The 16,152-nt window shown below is 65.4% G+C and carries 17 protein-coding genes; 11 read left to right on the top strand and 6 right to left on the bottom strand.

What is annotated here, in order from left to right:
* Positions 1-80 precede the first annotated feature (80 nt).
* Positions 81-455 carry a HalOD1 output domain-containing protein gene (locus SM755_RS13920; RefSeq protein ID WP_323173178.1) on the top strand — a complete coding sequence of 125 codons (375 nt, stop codon included), beginning with the start codon at positions 81-83 and terminating at the stop codon, positions 453-455.
* A gap of 20 nt (positions 456-475) precedes the next feature.
* Here the strand turns inward: SM755_RS13920 and SM755_RS13915 are convergent, their stop codons facing one another.
* Together SM755_RS13915 and SM755_RS13910 are read right to left on the bottom strand one after the other, a co-directional pair.
* Positions 476-1,327 (bottom strand): SAM-dependent chlorinase/fluorinase, encoded by an 852-nt coding sequence (locus SM755_RS13915; protein WP_323173177.1) that lies wholly within the window; start codon positions 1,325-1,327, stop codon positions 476-478.
* Positions 1,324-1,842 (bottom strand): nicotinamide-nucleotide adenylyltransferase, encoded by a 519-nt coding sequence (locus SM755_RS13910; RefSeq protein WP_006664811.1) that lies wholly within the window; start codon positions 1,840-1,842, stop codon positions 1,324-1,326. Before SM755_RS13910 ends, SM755_RS13915 begins: the two co-directional genes overlap by 4 nt.
* A 288-nt stretch (positions 1,843-2,130) precedes the next feature.
* Between SM755_RS13910 and lonB the strand changes: the two genes are divergently transcribed.
* The gene (gene lonB / locus SM755_RS13905) at positions 2,131-4,374 is read left to right on the top strand and encodes an ATP-dependent protease LonB (protein ID WP_323173176.1); all 2,244 of its coding nucleotides are present in this window, start codon (positions 2,131-2,133) and stop codon (positions 4,372-4,374) included.
* Between the two features lie 15 nt (positions 4,375-4,389).
* Positions 4,390-5,436 carry a CPBP family glutamic-type intramembrane protease gene (locus SM755_RS13900; RefSeq protein ID WP_323173175.1) on the top strand — a complete coding sequence of 349 codons (1,047 nt, stop codon included), beginning with the start codon at positions 4,390-4,392 and terminating at the stop codon, positions 5,434-5,436.
* Between the two features lie 5 nt (positions 5,437-5,441).
* Here the strand turns inward: SM755_RS13900 and SM755_RS13895 are convergent, their stop codons facing one another.
* Positions 5,442-5,912, bottom strand: coding sequence for an MGMT family protein (locus SM755_RS13895; RefSeq protein WP_323173174.1), 471 nt, complete (start codon positions 5,910-5,912; stop codon positions 5,442-5,444).
* A 107-nt stretch (positions 5,913-6,019) separates the two neighbouring features.
* Here SM755_RS13895 and trpC point away from each other — a divergent pair, with 107 nt between their 5' ends.
* The 4 genes from trpC to SM755_RS13875 are packed head-to-tail and all read left to right on the top strand — an operon-like array spanning position 6,020 to position 9,956.
* A complete protein-coding gene (trpC, locus tag SM755_RS13890) occupies positions 6,020-6,892 on the top strand; it encodes an indole-3-glycerol phosphate synthase (protein ID WP_323173173.1) in 873 nt (290 codons plus the stop codon).
* Positions 6,889-8,166, top strand: coding sequence for a tryptophan synthase subunit beta (gene trpB, locus SM755_RS13885; protein WP_323173172.1), 1,278 nt, complete (start codon positions 6,889-6,891; stop codon positions 8,164-8,166). Before trpC ends, trpB begins: the two co-directional genes overlap by 4 nt.
* Complete coding sequence (gene trpA / locus SM755_RS13880) at positions 8,163-9,134, top strand: tryptophan synthase subunit alpha (RefSeq protein ID WP_323173171.1); 972 nt, start codon at positions 8,163-8,165, stop codon at positions 9,132-9,134. Before trpB ends, trpA begins: the two co-directional genes overlap by 4 nt.
* Positions 9,135-9,158: 24 nt before the next feature.
* On the top strand, positions 9,159-9,956 hold the full coding sequence (locus SM755_RS13875; protein WP_323173170.1) for a 2-amino-3,7-dideoxy-D-threo-hept-6-ulosonate synthase: 798 nt from the start codon (positions 9,159-9,161) through the stop codon (positions 9,954-9,956).
* Between the two features lie 4 nt (positions 9,957-9,960).
* On the opposite strand, the gene SM755_RS13870 is transcribed toward SM755_RS13875, so the two are convergent.
* Positions 9,961-11,022, bottom strand: coding sequence for a phosphorylase (locus SM755_RS13870; protein WP_323173169.1), 1,062 nt, complete (start codon positions 11,020-11,022; stop codon positions 9,961-9,963).
* A gap of 105 nt (positions 11,023-11,127) precedes the next feature.
* Here SM755_RS13870 and SM755_RS13865 point away from each other — a divergent pair, with 105 nt between their 5' ends.
* Positions 11,128-11,706: a SprT-like domain-containing protein gene (locus SM755_RS13865; RefSeq protein ID WP_323173168.1), complete on the top strand. Its 579-nt coding sequence runs from the start codon at positions 11,128-11,130 to the stop codon at positions 11,704-11,706.
* Between the two features lie 75 nt (positions 11,707-11,781).
* Positions 11,782-12,321 (top strand): hypothetical protein, encoded by a 540-nt coding sequence (locus tag SM755_RS13860; protein ID WP_323173167.1) that lies wholly within the window; start codon positions 11,782-11,784, stop codon positions 12,319-12,321.
* 23 nt (positions 12,322-12,344) lie between these two features.
* Here the strand turns inward: SM755_RS13860 and SM755_RS13855 are convergent, their stop codons facing one another.
* Positions 12,345-13,088 (bottom strand): HAD family hydrolase, encoded by a 744-nt coding sequence (locus SM755_RS13855; protein WP_323173166.1) that lies wholly within the window; start codon positions 13,086-13,088, stop codon positions 12,345-12,347.
* 125 nt (positions 13,089-13,213) lie between these two features.
* Between SM755_RS13855 and SM755_RS13850 the strand changes: the two genes are divergently transcribed.
* A complete protein-coding gene (locus SM755_RS13850) occupies positions 13,214-14,101 on the top strand; it encodes a DUF6293 family protein (RefSeq protein ID WP_323173165.1) in 888 nt (295 codons plus the stop codon).
* Positions 14,102-14,131: 30 nt separating this feature from the next.
* On the opposite strand, the gene SM755_RS13845 is transcribed toward SM755_RS13850, so the two are convergent.
* Positions 14,132-14,719: a hypothetical protein gene (locus SM755_RS13845; RefSeq protein WP_323173164.1), complete on the bottom strand. Its 588-nt coding sequence runs from the start codon at positions 14,717-14,719 to the stop codon at positions 14,132-14,134.
* A 197-nt stretch (positions 14,720-14,916) separates the two neighbouring features.
* Here SM755_RS13845 and SM755_RS13840 point away from each other — a divergent pair, with 197 nt between their 5' ends.
* Positions 14,917-16,131, top strand: coding sequence for a 3-dehydroquinate synthase II (locus SM755_RS13840; RefSeq protein WP_323173163.1), 1,215 nt, complete (start codon positions 14,917-14,919; stop codon positions 16,129-16,131).
* Positions 16,132-16,152: the final 21 nt, after the last annotated feature.

Genomic DNA, 16,152 nt, shown 5'->3' with positions numbered 1-16,152 from the left:
TTTCTTCGGTTTCCGTACTGTGTCGGCGACTCTGACTGGCCAATAATGTTAAGTGTTAACACTCGAGACTACCGATCGTTATGTCCGGCATGGCCCCTTCAGATCGACTGACGCCGGTCGCCGAGGCGGTTGACCAAACCGTCTACTACAACGCCGAGAGCGAGACCTATCACATGTGGTGTGATGAACGCGAGTACGAGCCGGTAACGACGGCACTTCCCCTCGCGGTCTCGTCGATTCATGGCGTCGATCCAGCCGCTCTCGAGCCACTCGCGGACAGCATCGATCCGGACGCTCTGAACGCACTCGTCGTCGACTGGTGTGAGACGACACGACAGTGCGCAGTCGACGAGCGAACAGGCTCGGTCTCGTTTTGCTTCTCACAATGTGAGATTACGATTTACGACGATGGGGAGATCGTCATCTATCCAGATCGAGCGACGTTAGTGAGCTAACAACGCGTCGGGGCTGCTTTTCACGCCGATTCGAGGGTGACTGATGCACCGACTGCCAGGCCGAACGTCTCGTCCCCGCGTCCCTGGTTCACGTCGAGTTCAACGTAGCCGTGGCTCCCGACCGTCGCAAGTTGCTCCCCGACGGGAACGGCTCCAAAGGTCGTTGCGACCGGCACCTGCTCGCCGTTTACACGCACGCGTTCGCAGTCCGCAAGGAAGGATCCCGGAACGTTCGTGATCACGTTTCCGAAGTCGTCGACGACCAGCACCTCGCCGGTTGCGCGACCGTCCGCGACCGTCGCGTCCGGCAGTGTGAGCGGCGTCACGGTCGACGTTGGCTCGAGAAACGCGAGTTCGGCGAGCGCATCGAGGCGGTCGAGGCCGAACTCGTGGATGTTGCCGGCAGCGGGGGCGAAGACGTCTCGACCGTGGAAGGTGGTGTATGGTGAACTCGGGCCGGACGGGTCGGTGGCTTGCTGGTGGCCGGCGACGGCTGGCGGATCGAGTTGTGTGTCGTCGATGATGTATGCGTCGAGTCCGGAGCCGATGGTCGGCTCGGAAGCGCTGGTCGTTGCTGCAAGTCGGCGGGCAGCAGGGAGCAAGACGCCATTGTCGGGGCCGACGAGGACGTGATCGCCCGCACGGATGGCGAGTGCGTTTCGGTCGGTGCCGACGCCGGGGTCGACGACGACGAGGTGGACGGCGGAGGGGAAGTACGGGAGCGTCTCGTGGAGCCAAAAGGCGGCTGCTCGGATGTCTTGCCGCGGAAAGTCGTGGGCGACGTCGACGAGTCGAGCCGCGGTACGCTGCGAGAGGACACCGCGCATCGCTGCCGGATAGGGGGTGCCGAAGTCTGAGGAGAGTGTAATCATTCGCCGTTCGAGTCGGAATCGCTGACCATTTGAATACGTTCGAGACCGTTGGTTTCGTCGACGACTTCGGCGACGGCTTCGGGGACGAGGGCTTCCCAGTCGCCGTCGTTGATCATGCGTTCGCGGACTTCCGAGCCTTCGAGTACGTCGCGGTTGAACATCGGCGACTGGCGGATATCGATGCCGGCCTCGCGAAACAGTTGGATGACGAGCGGATTGTTCGAGTAGGCGACATCGAAGTCCGGGCTCATGCTCTGGACGTGGCTCACCCAGACGGAGTTCCGATCGAGGTCCTCGATGGGGACGGCGTAGGTCACGAGGTCGGTGTCGACGAGGGACTTGGTGATCATCATGATCCGTTCGCCGGCGGTGAACGGGTTTCGAACGGTGTGTGAGTGGTCGGCACTCCCGATGCCGAGCACGAGTTCGTCGACGTCCGCTGCGATTCGTTCGACCATGTTGTAGTGGCCGTTGTGGAAGGGCTGAAATCGACCGATGTAGAACCCCCGTGTCATGCCGAACAATGTTCGGGCAGTACGCTTAAGCGTGGCGAGTTACGGCACTGTGGAAGAATTACTGGGCGGATCGAGAGTGGGAACGAACCGGTACCGGTGAAACGACTCGAAAGCGGGCGGGAGCCGTTGGGTGCCCATCACGTTCCGGGACGACGGCCAGACTCGGTGGCGGATCAGAAACGAACGCACATGGCCCAGAACTGGCGTTTTCGGCACTACTAGCGGTTCTTCATATGGAGAAAGTATATCAGTGGCAATCCCTTCGAATCAGATACCGAACAGAGTTCTATGAGCAACGATACGAACGCTGACGACCCTCCCGAGGACGCCTCTGGGACTGTGCCACGCGAAGAGCAGGCACAGGACGAGGAGCGTGAGCGTGGACGGGAGTCCGAGCGTGTGCAGGACGGGCGCGACCGTGAGCGCTCGCCGCAGACGCCGTCTCCCCCGGAGTCTACGCCACAGTCGCAGTCACAGTCCACGGAGCGTCAGGGAGAACGGTCGCCGACCGACGGTGACGAAGATACTGCCGGTGACGACAATCGGCGCGACGATACCGACGATGTCGAGACCGTCGACGATCTCGGCAGTTCCGTCGAGGTCGATCCGGGCGTCGAGATAGACGAGGAGATCGCCGAAGACGACCTTCTGGGCGGTCTCAAAATCGACTCGACGGAAGATATCGAGGTTCCGGATCGACTCGTCGATCAGGTCATCGGGCAGGACGAAGCACGAGACATCATTATCAAGGCGGCAAAACAGCGCCGTCACGTGATGATGATCGGCTCGCCGGGGACCGGCAAGTCGATGCTGGCGAAGGCGATGAGTCAACTCCTGCCGAAAGAGGAGTTACAGGACGTACTGGTCTATCACAACCCGGACGACGGGAACGAGCCGAAGGTGCGGACCGTTCCCGCCGGAAAGGGTGAGCAGATCATCGACGCGCACAAAGAGGAAGCGCGAAAGCGCAACCAGATGCGCTCGATCTTGATGTGGATCATCATCGCAGTCATCATCGGGTACGCGATCATCAGCCCCGTCAACCCCCTCCTTGGCATTCTCGCAGCGGGGATTATCTGGCTGATCTTCCGGTACACCAGTCGCGGCACGGACGCGATGGTGCCGAACATGATCGTCAACAACGGCGACAAGCGGACCGCGCCGTTCGAAGACGCGACCGGTGCCCACGCCGGTGCGCTGCTGGGCGACGTGCGCCACGACCCGTTCCAGTCCGGTGGGATGGAGACGCCGTCTCACGACCGCGTCGAGCCGGGCTCGATCCACAAGTCCAACAAGGGCGTGCTGTTCGTCGACGAGATCAACACGCTCGACGTGCGCACCCAGCAGAAGCTCATGACGGCGATCCAGGAGGGCGAGTTCTCGATCACGGGCCAGTCCGAGCGCTCCTCGGGCGCGATGGTCCAGACCGAACCCGTCCCCTGTGACTTCGTCATGATCGCCGCCGGGAACCTGGACGCGATGGAGAACATGCACCCTGCACTCCGGAACCGGATCAAGGGGTACGGGTACGAAGTGTACATGGACGACACCATCGAGGATACGCCCGAGATGCGGCGCAAGTACGCCCGCTTCATCGCCCAGGAGGTCGAACGCGACGGCCGTCTACCTCACTTCACCCACGAGGCCGTCGAGGAACTGCTCCTCGAGGCGAAGCGTCGGTCGGGCCGGAAGAACCACCTGACGCTTCACTTCCGCAGTCTCGGTGGCTTGGTCCGCGTCGCAGGCGACATCGCCCGCGCGGAGGATCGGGATCTGACCACCCGCGATGACGTGCTGCAGGCCAAAGGCCGCTCGCGCTCGATCGAGCAACAGCTCGCCGACGACTACATCGAGCGGCGCAAGGACTACGAACTGCAGGTCACCGAAGACGGCGTCGAGGGCCGCGTCAACGGTCTCGCCGTCATGGGCGAGGACTCCGGTATCATGCTCCCCGTGATGGCCGAGATCGCGCCCGCACAGGGCGGCGGACAGGTGATCGCCACCGGGAAGCTTCAGGAGATGGCCGAGGAATCGGTCCAGAACGTCTCCGCGATCATCAAGAAGTTCTCCGACGTGGACCTCTCGGAGAAGGACATCCACATCCAGTTCGTCCAGGCCGGACAGCAGGGTGTCGACGGCGACTCCGCCTCCATCACGGTGGCGACGGCCGTCATCTCCGCGCTCGAAAACATCCCGGTCGATCAGTCGATTGCGATGACCGGCTCGCTGTCGGTCCGCGGGGACGTCCTCCCCGTCGGCGGCGTCACGCACAAGATCGAGGCCGCCGCCAAGGCCGGCTGCAGCACGGTCATCATCCCCGCGGCGAACGAACAGGACGTGATGATCGAAGACGAGTACGAGGAGATGATCGACATCGTGCCGTGTTCGAACATCAGCGAAGTCCTGGATGTCGCCCTCGAGGGCGAACCCGAAAAGGACTCGCTACTCGACCGTCTCAAGTCGATCACCGGCACGGCGTTCGAGCAACAGTCCGTCGGCTCCGCCGGCGGCTCGAACCCGAGCCCGCAGTAAGCACAGACGAGACTAATGGCACAGTGGACGGCGTTTGCGGGGCTGACCGTCGTCGTCCTCGTGCTCTTGCTCGTTCTCTCACACCTGACACAGACATCGTTTTCTTCGAGTTCCGACGCCGATTCTCCCGCAGGCGACACCACCGAAACCGACAACGGACTCGAAGCGTTCGACGCGCCGCAGGCGACCCGCGACGGCGACGCGGACGAGTTCAGCGAGCGGTCGTCCCCAGTGACCGACAGGTCGGACGCGGGGACCCGCCACGACCGCCACGATCAGCCCGATCGTGGCGACAGTAACGGCGATGGCAGGGTAGACACGCCCGAGAACGCGGAGCCGTCGACGGGCGACGACGGGTCGAGTTCCCGAAACGATCGATCCATCCGCACCGACGACGGGCACCGCCACCCCGGCCACGCCGAACTCGATCCCGACGACCTCTCGACGGGGCTGCTCCTGGCAAACGTCGCCGCCTCGCAGGGGCTGTTCCTGGTCGTCCTCCTCGGAGCGATCCTCTTCACTGCGATTCCGGCGAGCGCGCTCGGCATCGAGTTCAGCCTCGTGTATCTCACGAGCGGCCTGGCGCTGGGGACGGGAGCTGGGATCGCCCTCTACGCGGCGAACGAACTCGGGGCGGCGTTCGCAGAGCGGGTCGGGTTCGACCACGACGAGCAGCTGCGGTCGATGCTGGCACCGGACACGACCGGCGGCTGGCTCACGCTGTTGCTGGTCGTGCTTCCGATCATCGCCGTGTTCGAGGAACTGCTCTTTCGCGGCGCGTTGATCGGCGTGTTCGCAACGGGATTCGACATGTCGCCGTGGCTGCTCGCGGTCGTTTCATCGGTTGCGTTTGCGCTCGGCCACGGAATGCAGGGATCGGTCGGTGTCGCCGTCACGGGCGCGCTCGGGTTCGTACTCGCGGCGGTGTTTATCGCCACCGGAAGCCTGCTCGTGGTCATCGTCGCACACTACCTGATCAACGCCCTCGAGTTCGTGGTTCATGAGGGACTCGAACTCGAGTGGGCGACGCGAAGGAGTGTATCCAATCGAGAGTCGGAATAGCTGGCCTACAACTCCTCGAGCGAGCGTAATTTCTGTTCGACCGCCGGCGGAAGGGCACTCGGGCCGTCGCGGACGCGGTGGTCGGGGATCAAGATTGGAGCCGGGTTTTCAGCGAGCGCCGTTCGGACGGTCGTGTGGTCGGACTGCTCGTCGGCGTCGAGCGTCGGCGTGACCTGCGCGAGGGTCTCGACGTCGAGCTGGTCGCCGTAGGGGATCTCGCGGACCTGTTCGAGGACCGCCCGTTGGTCCGTGGGGACCGTCAGTGCAACTTGGACATCATCGAACGCGACGGGATCGAGGCCGTCTAAGTACTCGAAGATGCGGTCGAGAACCGGGTGGTCGTCCTCGGCGTTCGATTCGGGCGTGTCGGGAACGGAGACGCTCAACACCCGTCCGCTGGCGGCACCGAGTTGCACGTATCGGTCGAGATACGACGATTCGCGCGCGTAAATACCGGCGTCCGTAGCGTCCTCCATGCGCGCCCGTAGGTGACACGGCCTTGAATAGTCGCCGGTCGCACACTAACGTGAGCACCGCCGATGACGCAAGGTTTTTGTACAAAAGAGTACGTTGATGTACAATAATGACTCAGGGTAGGGAGCTCGCACCCGCGGTGCGGTCCATCCTTACAGCCGCCAGCGAGCGCAACGACACTGCCGAGCGCGACCCTCTTGCGGTCGATTCCCGGTCGCTCACCGACGCGATCGACCGAGCGGAACGCGACGGTCGCGTGCCGGTAATCGCGGAGGTAAAGCCGACGAGTCCGACGAGCGAGGGCACTCGCGAGGACGACCCCGTCGAACTCGCCACGGCCATGGTCGAGGGCGGGGCGACAGCGATTTCGGTTCTCACCGAGCCGACTCACTTCGGCGGCTCGCCAGAGGCGCTGACCCGCGTCCGGGAGGCCGTCGACGTTCCGGTCCTTCGGAAAGATTTCGTGCTTGAGGAGGCCGGGATGGACGTCGTCGAGGCCGATCTGCTCCTGTTGATCGCCCGGTTCGTCGGCGTTCGCGAACCGACCGATTCGCGAGCCAGCCGGAACGCGACGCGTTCTGAGGCTGAACTCGACGAACTCGTCACCGCTGCCCGCGACCGCGGCTTCCAGCCGCTCGTCGAGGTCCACGACGAGGCCGAACTCGAATCCGCACTCGAGGCAGGCGCGGAGATCATCGGGATCAACAACCGCGATCTCGCCGAACTCGAGGTCGATCTCGACACGTTCGAGTCGGTTGCACCCGAAGTGCCTGACGACGTGACCCTGATCGCCGAGAGCGGAATCTCGGGACCGGCGGACGTTCGCCGGATGCGCGAGGCCGGTGCCGACGCCTTGCTCGTCGGCAGCGCGATCATGGACCACGACGGCGACACCGACGTTACCGCGAACACGCGAGCGCTGGTACGAGCGACGGCGGAGACAGAGACGGGGACAGAAACACAGACTCAGACACAGACATGAGCAACACCGAATCAGACCACGCAGACGCGTCCGCCGACCAAGCCAACCGCAAGCGAACGTTCGGCGACTACGGCGGCCAGTACGTACCGGAGGCACTGATGCCCGCCCTCCAGGAACTCGAGGACGCCTACGAGCGCTACGTCCTCGAGAACGAGGACGGGTTCATGGACGAGTTCAGCGAGCGCATGCGCGACTTCGGTGGACGGCCGACGCCGCTCCAGCACGCGGACCGACTCAGCGAGCGCTACGACCGCGAGATCTACCTCAAGCGCGAGGATCTCGTCCACGGGGGCGCACACAAGCTGAACAACGCGCTCGGGCAGGTGCTGCTCGCGAAGTACATGGGCAAAGAGCGGATCATCGCCGAGACGGGGGCGGGCCAGCACGGCACGGCGACCGCGATGGCGGCGGCCCACCTCGACATGCCCTGCGAGATCTACATGGGGCGGACGGACGTGAACCGCCAGCGCCCGAACGTCTACCGGATGCGGATGAACGGCGCGGCGGTCAACCCGGTCGAGGCCGGTAGCGGGACGCTGAAGGAGGCGATCAACGAGACGCTTCGAGACTGGGCGACCACCGTCGAGAACACCCACTACGTCATCGGTTCCGTCGTCGGCCCGCACCCGTTCCCGCGACTGGTGCGGGACTTCCAGTCCGTCATCGGCGCGGAGGCCCGCGAACAGATCCAGGAGCAAGCGGGGCGACTCCCAGATAGCGTCGTCGCCTGCGCCGGCGGCGGCTCGAACACGATGGGAGCGTTCCACGAGTTCGTGCCGGACGAGTCCGTCGACCTCTACGCGGTGGAGGCCGGCGGCTCGAGCCTCGACATCGACGAGGAGGAGGGCGTCGCGCCGAACTCGGCGACGCTCTCGACCGGGACCGACGGCGTCCTCCACGGCGCGCTGACGAAGCTCCTCCAGACCGACGACGGGCAGATCGTCGAGTCCCACAGCGTGAGTGCGGGCCTTGACTACGCCGGCGTCGGCCCCGAACTCTCGCGGCTCGTCGAGACCGGCCGGGTCACGCCGACGAGCGTGGACGACGAGACCGCCCTCAACGGCTTCCACCGCCTCTCGAATCTGGAGGGGATTATTCCGGCGCTCGAGTCGAGTCACGCGCTCGGATACCTAGAGGAGAACCACGAGGAACTCGGCGACCTCGTCGTCGTCAACGTCTCCGGGCGCGGCGACAAGGATCTGGAGACGGTTCTCGAAGAGACCGAGAAGCGTGACCTCGACGCCGCGCCGGACGTGGAGGTGTTCGACGCATGAGCCGCGAGACGCGAGCGTCCCGGTCCGAGCGAACGGAAAACGAAGTGGCCCGCGATCTGCGAGCCGACGGCGGCGAGCAACTGGCGACCACGGGCGGCGACATCGAGGCCGCCATCCGCGAAAACCACCCTGCACTCATCACCTACATCACCGCCGGTGACCCCTCGCTCGAGGACACGAAGGCGTACGTCGAGGCACTCGACCGCGGCGGCGCGGACCTGATCGAACTCGGACTGCCCTTTTCGGAGCCGACCGCCGAGGGGCCGACCATCCAGGCCGCGATCAACCGCGCGCTCGACGCCGGAACGACGCCCGCACAGTTCTTCGACCTCGTCGACGACCTCTCGACCGAGGCTCCGCTGCTGGTGATGACCTACTACAACATGATTCTACAGTACGGGCCGAGCGAGGCGTCACGCGCTTCGAAAGGTGGCGCAACGACGCCGCGGGACAAACCCGACGTCCGCTCGTTCGTCGAACGCGCGGCCGACGCCGGCCTCTCGGGCATCATCGTCCCCGACCTCCCCGCGGAGGAAGCCGGCCCGCTTCGGGACGCCTGTGACGATCACGATATCGACCTCGTCTTCATCGTCGCGCCGACGACCGAGGGTGAGCGCCTCGATCGCATCATGTCCCAGGTCTCGGGCTTCGCCTACGTCCAGGCCCGTCTCGGGACCACCGGTGCGCGGGCGGACGTCTCGAACGCGACCCACGACAGCCTAACTCGCCTTGCCGGCTACGACGTACCCAAGGCGGTCGGCTTCGGCGTCAGCGAGGGCGACCACGCCGCTGAGATCGTCGCCGCCGGCGCGGACGGCGTCATCGTCGGCAGCGCGCTCGTCGACATCATAGCCGACCACGGCGCAGGCGATGCACCCGCGGCGGCCGAACTCGAGGCCAAGGCGCGCGAACTCAAGCAGGGTGCGCGCCGCGGACGGGAAGAAGCACCGGAACCAGAACAGCCATAACCGCAAGTTTGCTATACACTCGCAATGACTACAGCAGGACTCGACGCGCGACTGAACCGGATCGGTACAGACGACTCGTACGTAATCATCCCGATGGACCACGGCCTCACGATGGGTGCCGTCCAGGGACTCAAAGACATCGAATCAACCATCGACGGCGTCACCCGCGGCGGGGCCGACGCGGTGCTCACGCAGAAGGGGATCGCCCCCCGCGTCCACGATAACAAGAACGGGAAAGGCTACATCGTCCACCTCAACGGCTCGACGACCATCGGGCCGGACGAGCAGGACAAACGCATGACCGGCACCGTCGAAGAAGCGATCAAAGCCGGGGCCGACGCCGTTTCGTTCCACATCAACGTCGGCTCGAACTACGAACCCGACCAGCTCACCCAGCTCGCGGAGGTTACCGAGACGGCGGACCGGTTCGGGATCCCGGTGCTCGCAATGGCCTACGCCCGCGGGCCGGGCGTCGACTCGACGGATGCGGAGTCGCTCGGCCACGCGGTCCGGCTCGCCGAGGAAGTCGGTGCGGACCTCGTCAAGACGGGCTACAGCGGCGACGCCGAGAGCTTCCAGCACGTCGTCGAATCGACGCGTCTGCCGGTGGTCATCGCCGGCGGCTCGCGGGGAACCGACCGCGAGACGGTCGAGATGGTCCGCGGCGTCATGGACGCCGGCGGCTCGGGCGTCTCGATGGGACGATCGATCTTCCAGCACGAGCAACCCGAAGCCATCACCCGCGCCGTCTCCGGCGTCGTCCACGACGACCTCTCGACCGAGGACGCCCTGACCGAGGCCGGACTGGCGCTCGAAGTCTAAGTTCTCAGGCCGAACTCGTCCCGATCCCGAGCGGATCCCTCGCCACGAGTTCAGTGACGACCGTCCGACCGACACGGGCGGCGTTCTCGCGCGCCAGGTCGAGACTGGCGGCGGTGCCGTCGAAGCTCTCTTCGACGGTCTCGCCGGGAGCCGGCCGGTCGTAGTTCGCGACCGCGCGCACGCTCAGGTAGCGATCGAGCAGGCCGAACCGGTCGAGCGCGGTCGCCGTCGCCGCGTCCTCCATCTGGGTCGTCAGGTACGGCGTGACGCCGTAGGCCGCACAGAGCCAGGCGACCTCGCGGGCGTAGCGCGGGCCGTGCCAGAACTCGTCGCCGCAGACGGTCGTGCCCCGCTCGACGGTCGGCCCCGCGGTCGGCGCGTCACTGAACTCGTACTCGTCTTGGTAGGCTCGGGCGGCCGGGTCGGAGTCGAGGGTCGCGTCGGCGGCGGCCTCGAGCGCCGCGTCCACGAGTTCGGTGTCGAGGCGGTGGACGTAATCGCGCGGGCGGTACGCGAGGAGGTCGAGGCCGGCGGCGGGATCGGTATCGGCGGCAGTACCGACATCCCCGTGCGCATCGCCACCGTCGGACGCGCCGGTCTGGGTCCGATCCCAGCGGTGCTTTCGATCCCAGTCGACGACCGCGTCTGCGATCACGACGGATCCGAGGGCGACCCGCTCGGGCGGCCCGCCGGCGATACCCGCCGAAACGACGTACGCGGAGTCGAGTTCGAGAGCGGGCGCGGCGAGCAGTGCCGTCACGGTCGTCGCCGCGTCGCTCTTGCCGATGCCGGTCGTCGTGATCGCGACGCCGTCCGCGGTCAGGTACAGCGGCGTCTCGGTGCCCGGAATCGAGAGCGCGTCGGTCAGGTCGGCACGCTCGAGCCAGGGACGGCGCTCGGCCAGCGGCGGCTCGGCGACGGCGGGAAGGACGAGTGCGGACGGACGGATGAACTCGTCGGGGTCCGGACTGCGGGGCTCCGGAATGTTGGGGTTGAGATCGGGAACGGGATCTGGGTCGGGGTCGGGGTCGGATTCAGAGTCGAAGCCGGATCCGGAATCGGTCATGCGAGTGGGATCGTGGCGAGCGGCCAAAGACGCTCCGGAGGCCGGCCGATTCGACCGTTGATCGGAAGAATTTCACGCTCCCCGTCCGTTTGCCACCGCGTACCCGTGACCGACGGAGAGGACACCCAGTTGACGATCGACGACGAGATCATCGCCCGCGCACGGATTCACGCCCGCGACGTCCTCGCCGACGCCGACTTCGAACTCGATCTCTCGGCGCTCGAATGGACCGTCTCCACCCGGGCGAAACGCCGCGCCGGTGCGTGTCGCTGGCACGCCGACCGCGAAACCGCGACCATTATCCTCGCCAGACGCGCCTACGACCGCTACGACTGGCCCGAGTTCGCCAGCATCATCAGACACGAACTCGTCCACGCCTGGGAGTTTCGCCGCTTCGGCGAATCGGGACACGGCCCGCGATTTCGCGAGCGCGCGACTGAACTCGACGCCCCTCGCCACTGTCGCTCGTTCACCGAGCCGCGGTACGTCCTGCGGTGTCTCGCCGCCGACTGCGACTGGACGGCACAGCGCCACCGGGCCTCGAAGCCCGTCCGCTCCCCGGAGGGGTATCGCTGTGGCAACTGCGGCGCGGCCTACGAGGTCGAACATGCGGCCAGCGGTAGAACGTGGACGACTGCGAGCGAGTTCGGCGGCGCGAAGGCGGCCCTCGGCGACGAGTGGTAATGCGCGCGGCGACCAAGGCGGCACCAGCGACCCGACCGCGGAACACTTATTCGCCTCTCGCTACCTGTTTTAGGTATGGGACTACTCGAGTTGATGCTGGGCCAGTCGGGCCCCGGCGAACAGGGGACCGAAGGCAACTCCTATACGCTGCCGAAGGACACCCACGAGTTCGTCTATCCCGTCGCCGTCAGGCGGGACGAACTGGAGGCCTTCGCCCAGTTGATCGAGGCCGAAGCCGACGCGCCGTATATAGAAGAGGAGACCGACGAACTCCAGGACGTCTTCGACGACGTGCTCGGTGACGCCGGCATCGACGCGACCGAACTCGTCGAGCAAAAGCGACAGACGCGGCGCGAAGCCGAATCCGTGGTCGATCACTGGCGCGAGCAGGTGACGACGGATATCGCCACGGTCTACGCCCCGCCCGGGACGGACGAGACGCTGCTTGCGTTCACGAAACTCTGCAAGCAGCGCGACGAGGAGGCGGACGACCCTTTCGACCTTCCGGAAACGTTCGCCGATGCGGCGGCGTTGCTCAAACGCCTCCAGGATGCGACCGACAGCCAGTATCGGGCGGTCGTTCACACGGATCTTCTGGAGTCGAATACAGCGTAACGGGGCGGCGTCTCACGAAGACCTCAGAGGATCGTTTCGAACGTCTCCAGCGAGGAGAGTTCGTACGTCGGTTGAAGCTTGCGTTCGTGTGCCGTTGGGCCGTCGCGTCGTGTTGTGCGCTCGTTCTGGGTTTCGGTGTCGATATCAACCCAGGCCGAATCGAGGCCCATCGCGTTGGCACCGCCGATGTCGGCGTGAAGCGAGTCACCGACGTGGATCGCCGTTTCCGGCGTCGCCTCGAGCGCCGCGAGGGCGTGTTCGAAGGGGGCTGCGTCGGGTTTGGGGAAGATTCCGGCGTCCGGATCGGTAAAGACACGAACGTCGAAGGCGTCCTCGATGCCCAAGGCCCGCAGTTTCTGCGTCTGGGTTTCCCGGCCGCCGTTCGTGATGAGCCCGACGTGTCCCAGATCGCGAGCGCGTTCGAGGGCTGCCTTCGCACCGGGGCGAAATCGGACGGCCGTCGGGTCCTGGATTTCGAGATACGACTCGGCGAGCCGCGCTGCGGCGTCGTGACCGGGCGAAGATCCGCCTCCTGAACTCGTCGGCGTCCGAGTCCGGGCCACGACTTCCGTAAACAGCGCCTCATAGAACTCGCGAGCCGTCCCGGTCGTCGGCAGCGCCGGAATCGCGTCCCTGAGATCAGCCGGCGTACAGAACGGATCGACGCCGGCGCGATCGAACGTCGACGCGAGCACGGTCTCGGGATCCTGCGTCGCCTCGCAAAGAGTTCTATCGAGATCGAAACAGATCGCATCGTAGGCGGCCATCTATCCCTCGTAGGAACGCGACCGTTCTCAACGTTTCGCCGTCCGTCACCGGAGAGCGGAACCGATCACGGCGCTGAAAATCTCGAGACAACAGGTGTTATTTCGACGCCACGTCTCGTCAGTGTATGGACGTGGTGAAACGAGTTCACATCGTGCCGCTCGGCTACGAGTACGATCGGATCTGTGAGCCGATCCGGACCCAGCGGGCCGACCTGGTCTATCTGCTCGAACCGACTGCGGACACTGATGAATCTCGAACCCAAGCGGCGGCGGACACCGAGGTCGCCGAGGTCGCCGAGGATTCCGAGGACTCCGAGCGACGGACGGCGGATCGTTCCCAGCCGACCTATCACGCCGACCTGCGCGACGAACTCGACGCGATCGTTCCCGAGGTTCGGACGTGGGCATGCGATCTGACGGACGTCTACGCCGTGCTGGGGGCCGTGACGACGATCGCCTCGAAGCATCCGGACGACGACGTCTCCGTGAACGTTTCCGGTGCGGGAACGATCGCCGCGATCGGGGCGACGATCGCGTGTATGGACGGCTCGACCGACGCGCGAGCGTACTACGTGGAACCAGAATCCTACGCTCACGACGGCAGACGGGAACCGGCCTCGACCGGCATCGCCGCGGTCGAACGGCTGCCGACGTATCCGGTCGACTCGCCGACGCCCGACCAGGTCGCGGTTCTCGGGTTTCTCCGCGATCCGAGCGAGTGGGACGGGTTCCACGCGGATCGGACCGCGCCGCCGAAGAAGAAAGACCTCATCGAGTTCGCGCGGGATCGCGGGCTCTCGTTCATGGCCGATCGCCAGTCGCCCGAGGAGCGGGCCGGCGAGGACAAGGGGGCGTTTCGCGTCCTCGATACGCACGTTCTCGACCCGCTGGTAGCAGATGGGTACGTCACGATCGAGTCGGTCGGCCGCCGTCGCGTCGTCTCGCTCACGGAGCAAGGAGACAACGCCTACCGCGCGTTCAAACACAAGCTCTCGGCGGTCGATGGGGAGTGAGACAGCGGCAAAACGAAACGGCCGGACAGCTTAGCGCTCTTCGACGACCAGCGCGTGGAGTTTCGTCCCGAGCCGAGCTAGCTCGAGATCGCGTCGGATGCGGGCGGCGTGGGTGCGAAGGGCTCGTTCGTCGAGTCCGATTGCGGCGTCATCGGAGCACGTGGTCGCTCGCTCTGCCCGGCCGAGGAGCCAGGGCGCAGCAGCAGCGAGTGCAGGGCGGCAGTTCGGACGGGGCTGCGTTGCGGACCGGACCGCAGTCAGCAGTTCCTCCGTCACGATGAGGTGCCGGCGGAGCGTTCGGATCTCCGCGGCGTCAGCGGGTGGGGTCAGATGGCTCGCAATCATCGCGTCGGCTCCCCGAATCGAATCGGGGTCGACGCCGAATACGGCCGCGAGCCGCTCACATTCGAGTGTCGCGTGTCGACTGCGCCGACTCGCGAGTCGAATCGCACCGAGGACGGCGGCGGTGTGACCGAACTCGAATGCGGCCAGTTCTCCCGCATGGTCGAACGCAGTCCCAGCAACCTCGCCGAGCGCGTCGACATTGAGACGACTCACTGCCTGCTCGACGGAGACCGACTCCGCCGTTTCTTCGGGTTTGAACTGACGCTGACCCATACAAAAACGCAGTACCGACCGGATATTATTCACTTCTAAGAAAGTATCGTTACCATTGCTACTATCGATACTATTGCTATGATTATGACAACTGTGACGAGCGACGCAACCTCGCCGATCGCCGTGGGGGTGTTGTACTGTCGTCATCGCCTGCCAGATCCGCCACGTTCAAGCCGGTTCCCACTGACCGTCGAGTCATGACACGATCCGTCTGGATCAAAGCCGACGACACCGTCGGCGACTGGAACGACCGTCGTGCGCGGATCACCGCCGCGCTCGAGGCCGGCGCGGACTGGGTGCTGGTCGACGAGGACGACGTCGAACGCGTGCGCGAACTCGGCGATATCAACGTCGCCGCGTTCCGAACCGATGGCGACGTGACGCTGGTCGACGACGCCGAGACCGATGACACCGACGCGGACGGCGACGCTGAACTCGCCGCGAGTTCAGTAGCCGATCCCGACGCGATTATCGTCGGCAAGAACGGCGAGGGCGACGCGACGATCGACCTCCCGAACGACTTCTCGGGCTCGGCCGACCTTTCGACGCTTCGGCGGAACGGCGACCTCGACCGCGGCGCGTACGTCCGAATCCTGGATACAGAGTACGAAGCCTTCGCCGAAACGGCCGCCGAGGAAGGCGAGTACACAATCGTCATCGGCGAGGACTGGACGATCATCCCGCTCGAGAACCTGATCGCCCGTATCGGCGACGAGACCGACCTGGTCGCGGGCGTGACCTCCGCCGAAGAGGCAAAGACCGCCTTCGAAACGCTCGAACTCGGTTCCGACGCCGTTCTCCTCGATTCGGACGATCCGGACGAGATCAGACGAACCGTCGAAGTCCGCGACGAGGCCGAACGTGAGTCGCTCGACCTCGAGTTCGCCGAGGTGCTCGACGTCGAGCAGATCGGCAGCGCAGACCGGGTCTGCGTCGACACCGGCAGCCTGCTCGAACACGACGAGGGGATGCTCGTCGGCTCGATGAGCCGCGGGCTAGTCTTCGTCCACGCCGAGACGGCCGACTCGCCATACGTGGCCTCGCGTCCGTTCCGGGTCAACGCGGGGGCGGTTCACGCCTACGTTCGCACGCCCGACGGCGGCACGAAGTACCTCTCGGAACTCCAGAGCGGCGACGAGGTCCAGATCGTCGATACGGACGGGAACACGCGCGAGGCCATCGTCGGCCGCGTCAAGATCGAGCAGCGCCCGATGTTCCGCGTCGCCTTAGAGACGGACGAGGGCGACCGGATCGAGACGCTCCTCCAGAACGCGGAGACGATCAAGGTAGCAACGGCGACCGGGCGGACGGCGGTGACTGAACTCGAGGCCGGCGACGAACTCCTCCTGTACTACGAGGATACCGCTCGCCACTTCGGGGAAGCGGTCGAGGAGAGTATTATCGAGAAGTAGCCGGGGTCGGCGATCGTCGTT

Origin of the sequence: Natrialba sp. PRR66 (assembly GCF_034808065.1) — an archaeon.
Classification (GTDB): domain Archaea; phylum Halobacteriota; class Halobacteria; order Halobacteriales; family Natrialbaceae; genus Natrialba; species Natrialba aegyptia.
Note: the sequence above shows the minus strand (reverse complement) of the source record. Positions and strands in the feature narration are given on the sequence as shown.

What these genes read in the sequence shown, in the direction of transcription:
- SM755_RS13855 (WP_323173166.1), bottom strand. Translation starts at nt 13,088, where the DNA reads ATGGCCGCCTACGATGCGATCTGTTTCGATCTCGATAGAACTCTTTGC.
- trpA (WP_323173171.1), top strand. Translation starts at nt 8,163, where the DNA reads ATGAGCCGCGAGACGCGAGCGTCCCGGTCCGAGCGAACGGAAAACGAA.
- SM755_RS13920 (WP_323173178.1), top strand. Translation starts at nt 81, where the DNA reads ATGTCCGGCATGGCCCCTTCAGATCGACTGACGCCGGTCGCCGAGGCG.
- SM755_RS13840 (WP_323173163.1), top strand. Translation starts at nt 14,917, where the DNA reads ATGACACGATCCGTCTGGATCAAAGCCGACGACACCGTCGGCGACTGG.
- SM755_RS13850 (WP_323173165.1), top strand. Translation starts at nt 13,214, where the DNA reads ATGGACGTGGTGAAACGAGTTCACATCGTGCCGCTCGGCTACGAGTAC.
- SM755_RS13910 (WP_006664811.1), bottom strand. Translation starts at nt 1,842, where the DNA reads ATGACACGGGGGTTCTACATCGGTCGATTTCAGCCCTTCCACAACGGC.
- SM755_RS13875 (WP_323173170.1), top strand. Translation starts at nt 9,159, where the DNA reads ATGACTACAGCAGGACTCGACGCGCGACTGAACCGGATCGGTACAGAC.
- SM755_RS13870 (WP_323173169.1), bottom strand. Translation starts at nt 11,022, where the DNA reads ATGACCGATTCCGGATCCGGCTTCGACTCTGAATCCGACCCCGACCCC.
- SM755_RS13845 (WP_323173164.1), bottom strand. Translation starts at nt 14,719, where the DNA reads ATGGGTCAGCGTCAGTTCAAACCCGAAGAAACGGCGGAGTCGGTCTCC.
- SM755_RS13895 (WP_323173174.1), bottom strand. Translation starts at nt 5,912, where the DNA reads ATGGAGGACGCTACGGACGCCGGTATTTACGCGCGCGAATCGTCGTAT.
- SM755_RS13915 (WP_323173177.1), bottom strand. Translation starts at nt 1,327, where the DNA reads ATGATTACACTCTCCTCAGACTTCGGCACCCCCTATCCGGCAGCGATG.
- trpC (WP_323173173.1), top strand. Translation starts at nt 6,020, where the DNA reads ATGACTCAGGGTAGGGAGCTCGCACCCGCGGTGCGGTCCATCCTTACA.
- lonB (WP_323173176.1), top strand. Translation starts at nt 2,131, where the DNA reads ATGAGCAACGATACGAACGCTGACGACCCTCCCGAGGACGCCTCTGGG.
- trpB (WP_323173172.1), top strand. Translation starts at nt 6,889, where the DNA reads ATGAGCAACACCGAATCAGACCACGCAGACGCGTCCGCCGACCAAGCC.
- SM755_RS13900 (WP_323173175.1), top strand. Translation starts at nt 4,390, where the DNA reads ATGGCACAGTGGACGGCGTTTGCGGGGCTGACCGTCGTCGTCCTCGTG.
- SM755_RS13860 (WP_323173167.1), top strand. Translation starts at nt 11,782, where the DNA reads ATGGGACTACTCGAGTTGATGCTGGGCCAGTCGGGCCCCGGCGAACAG.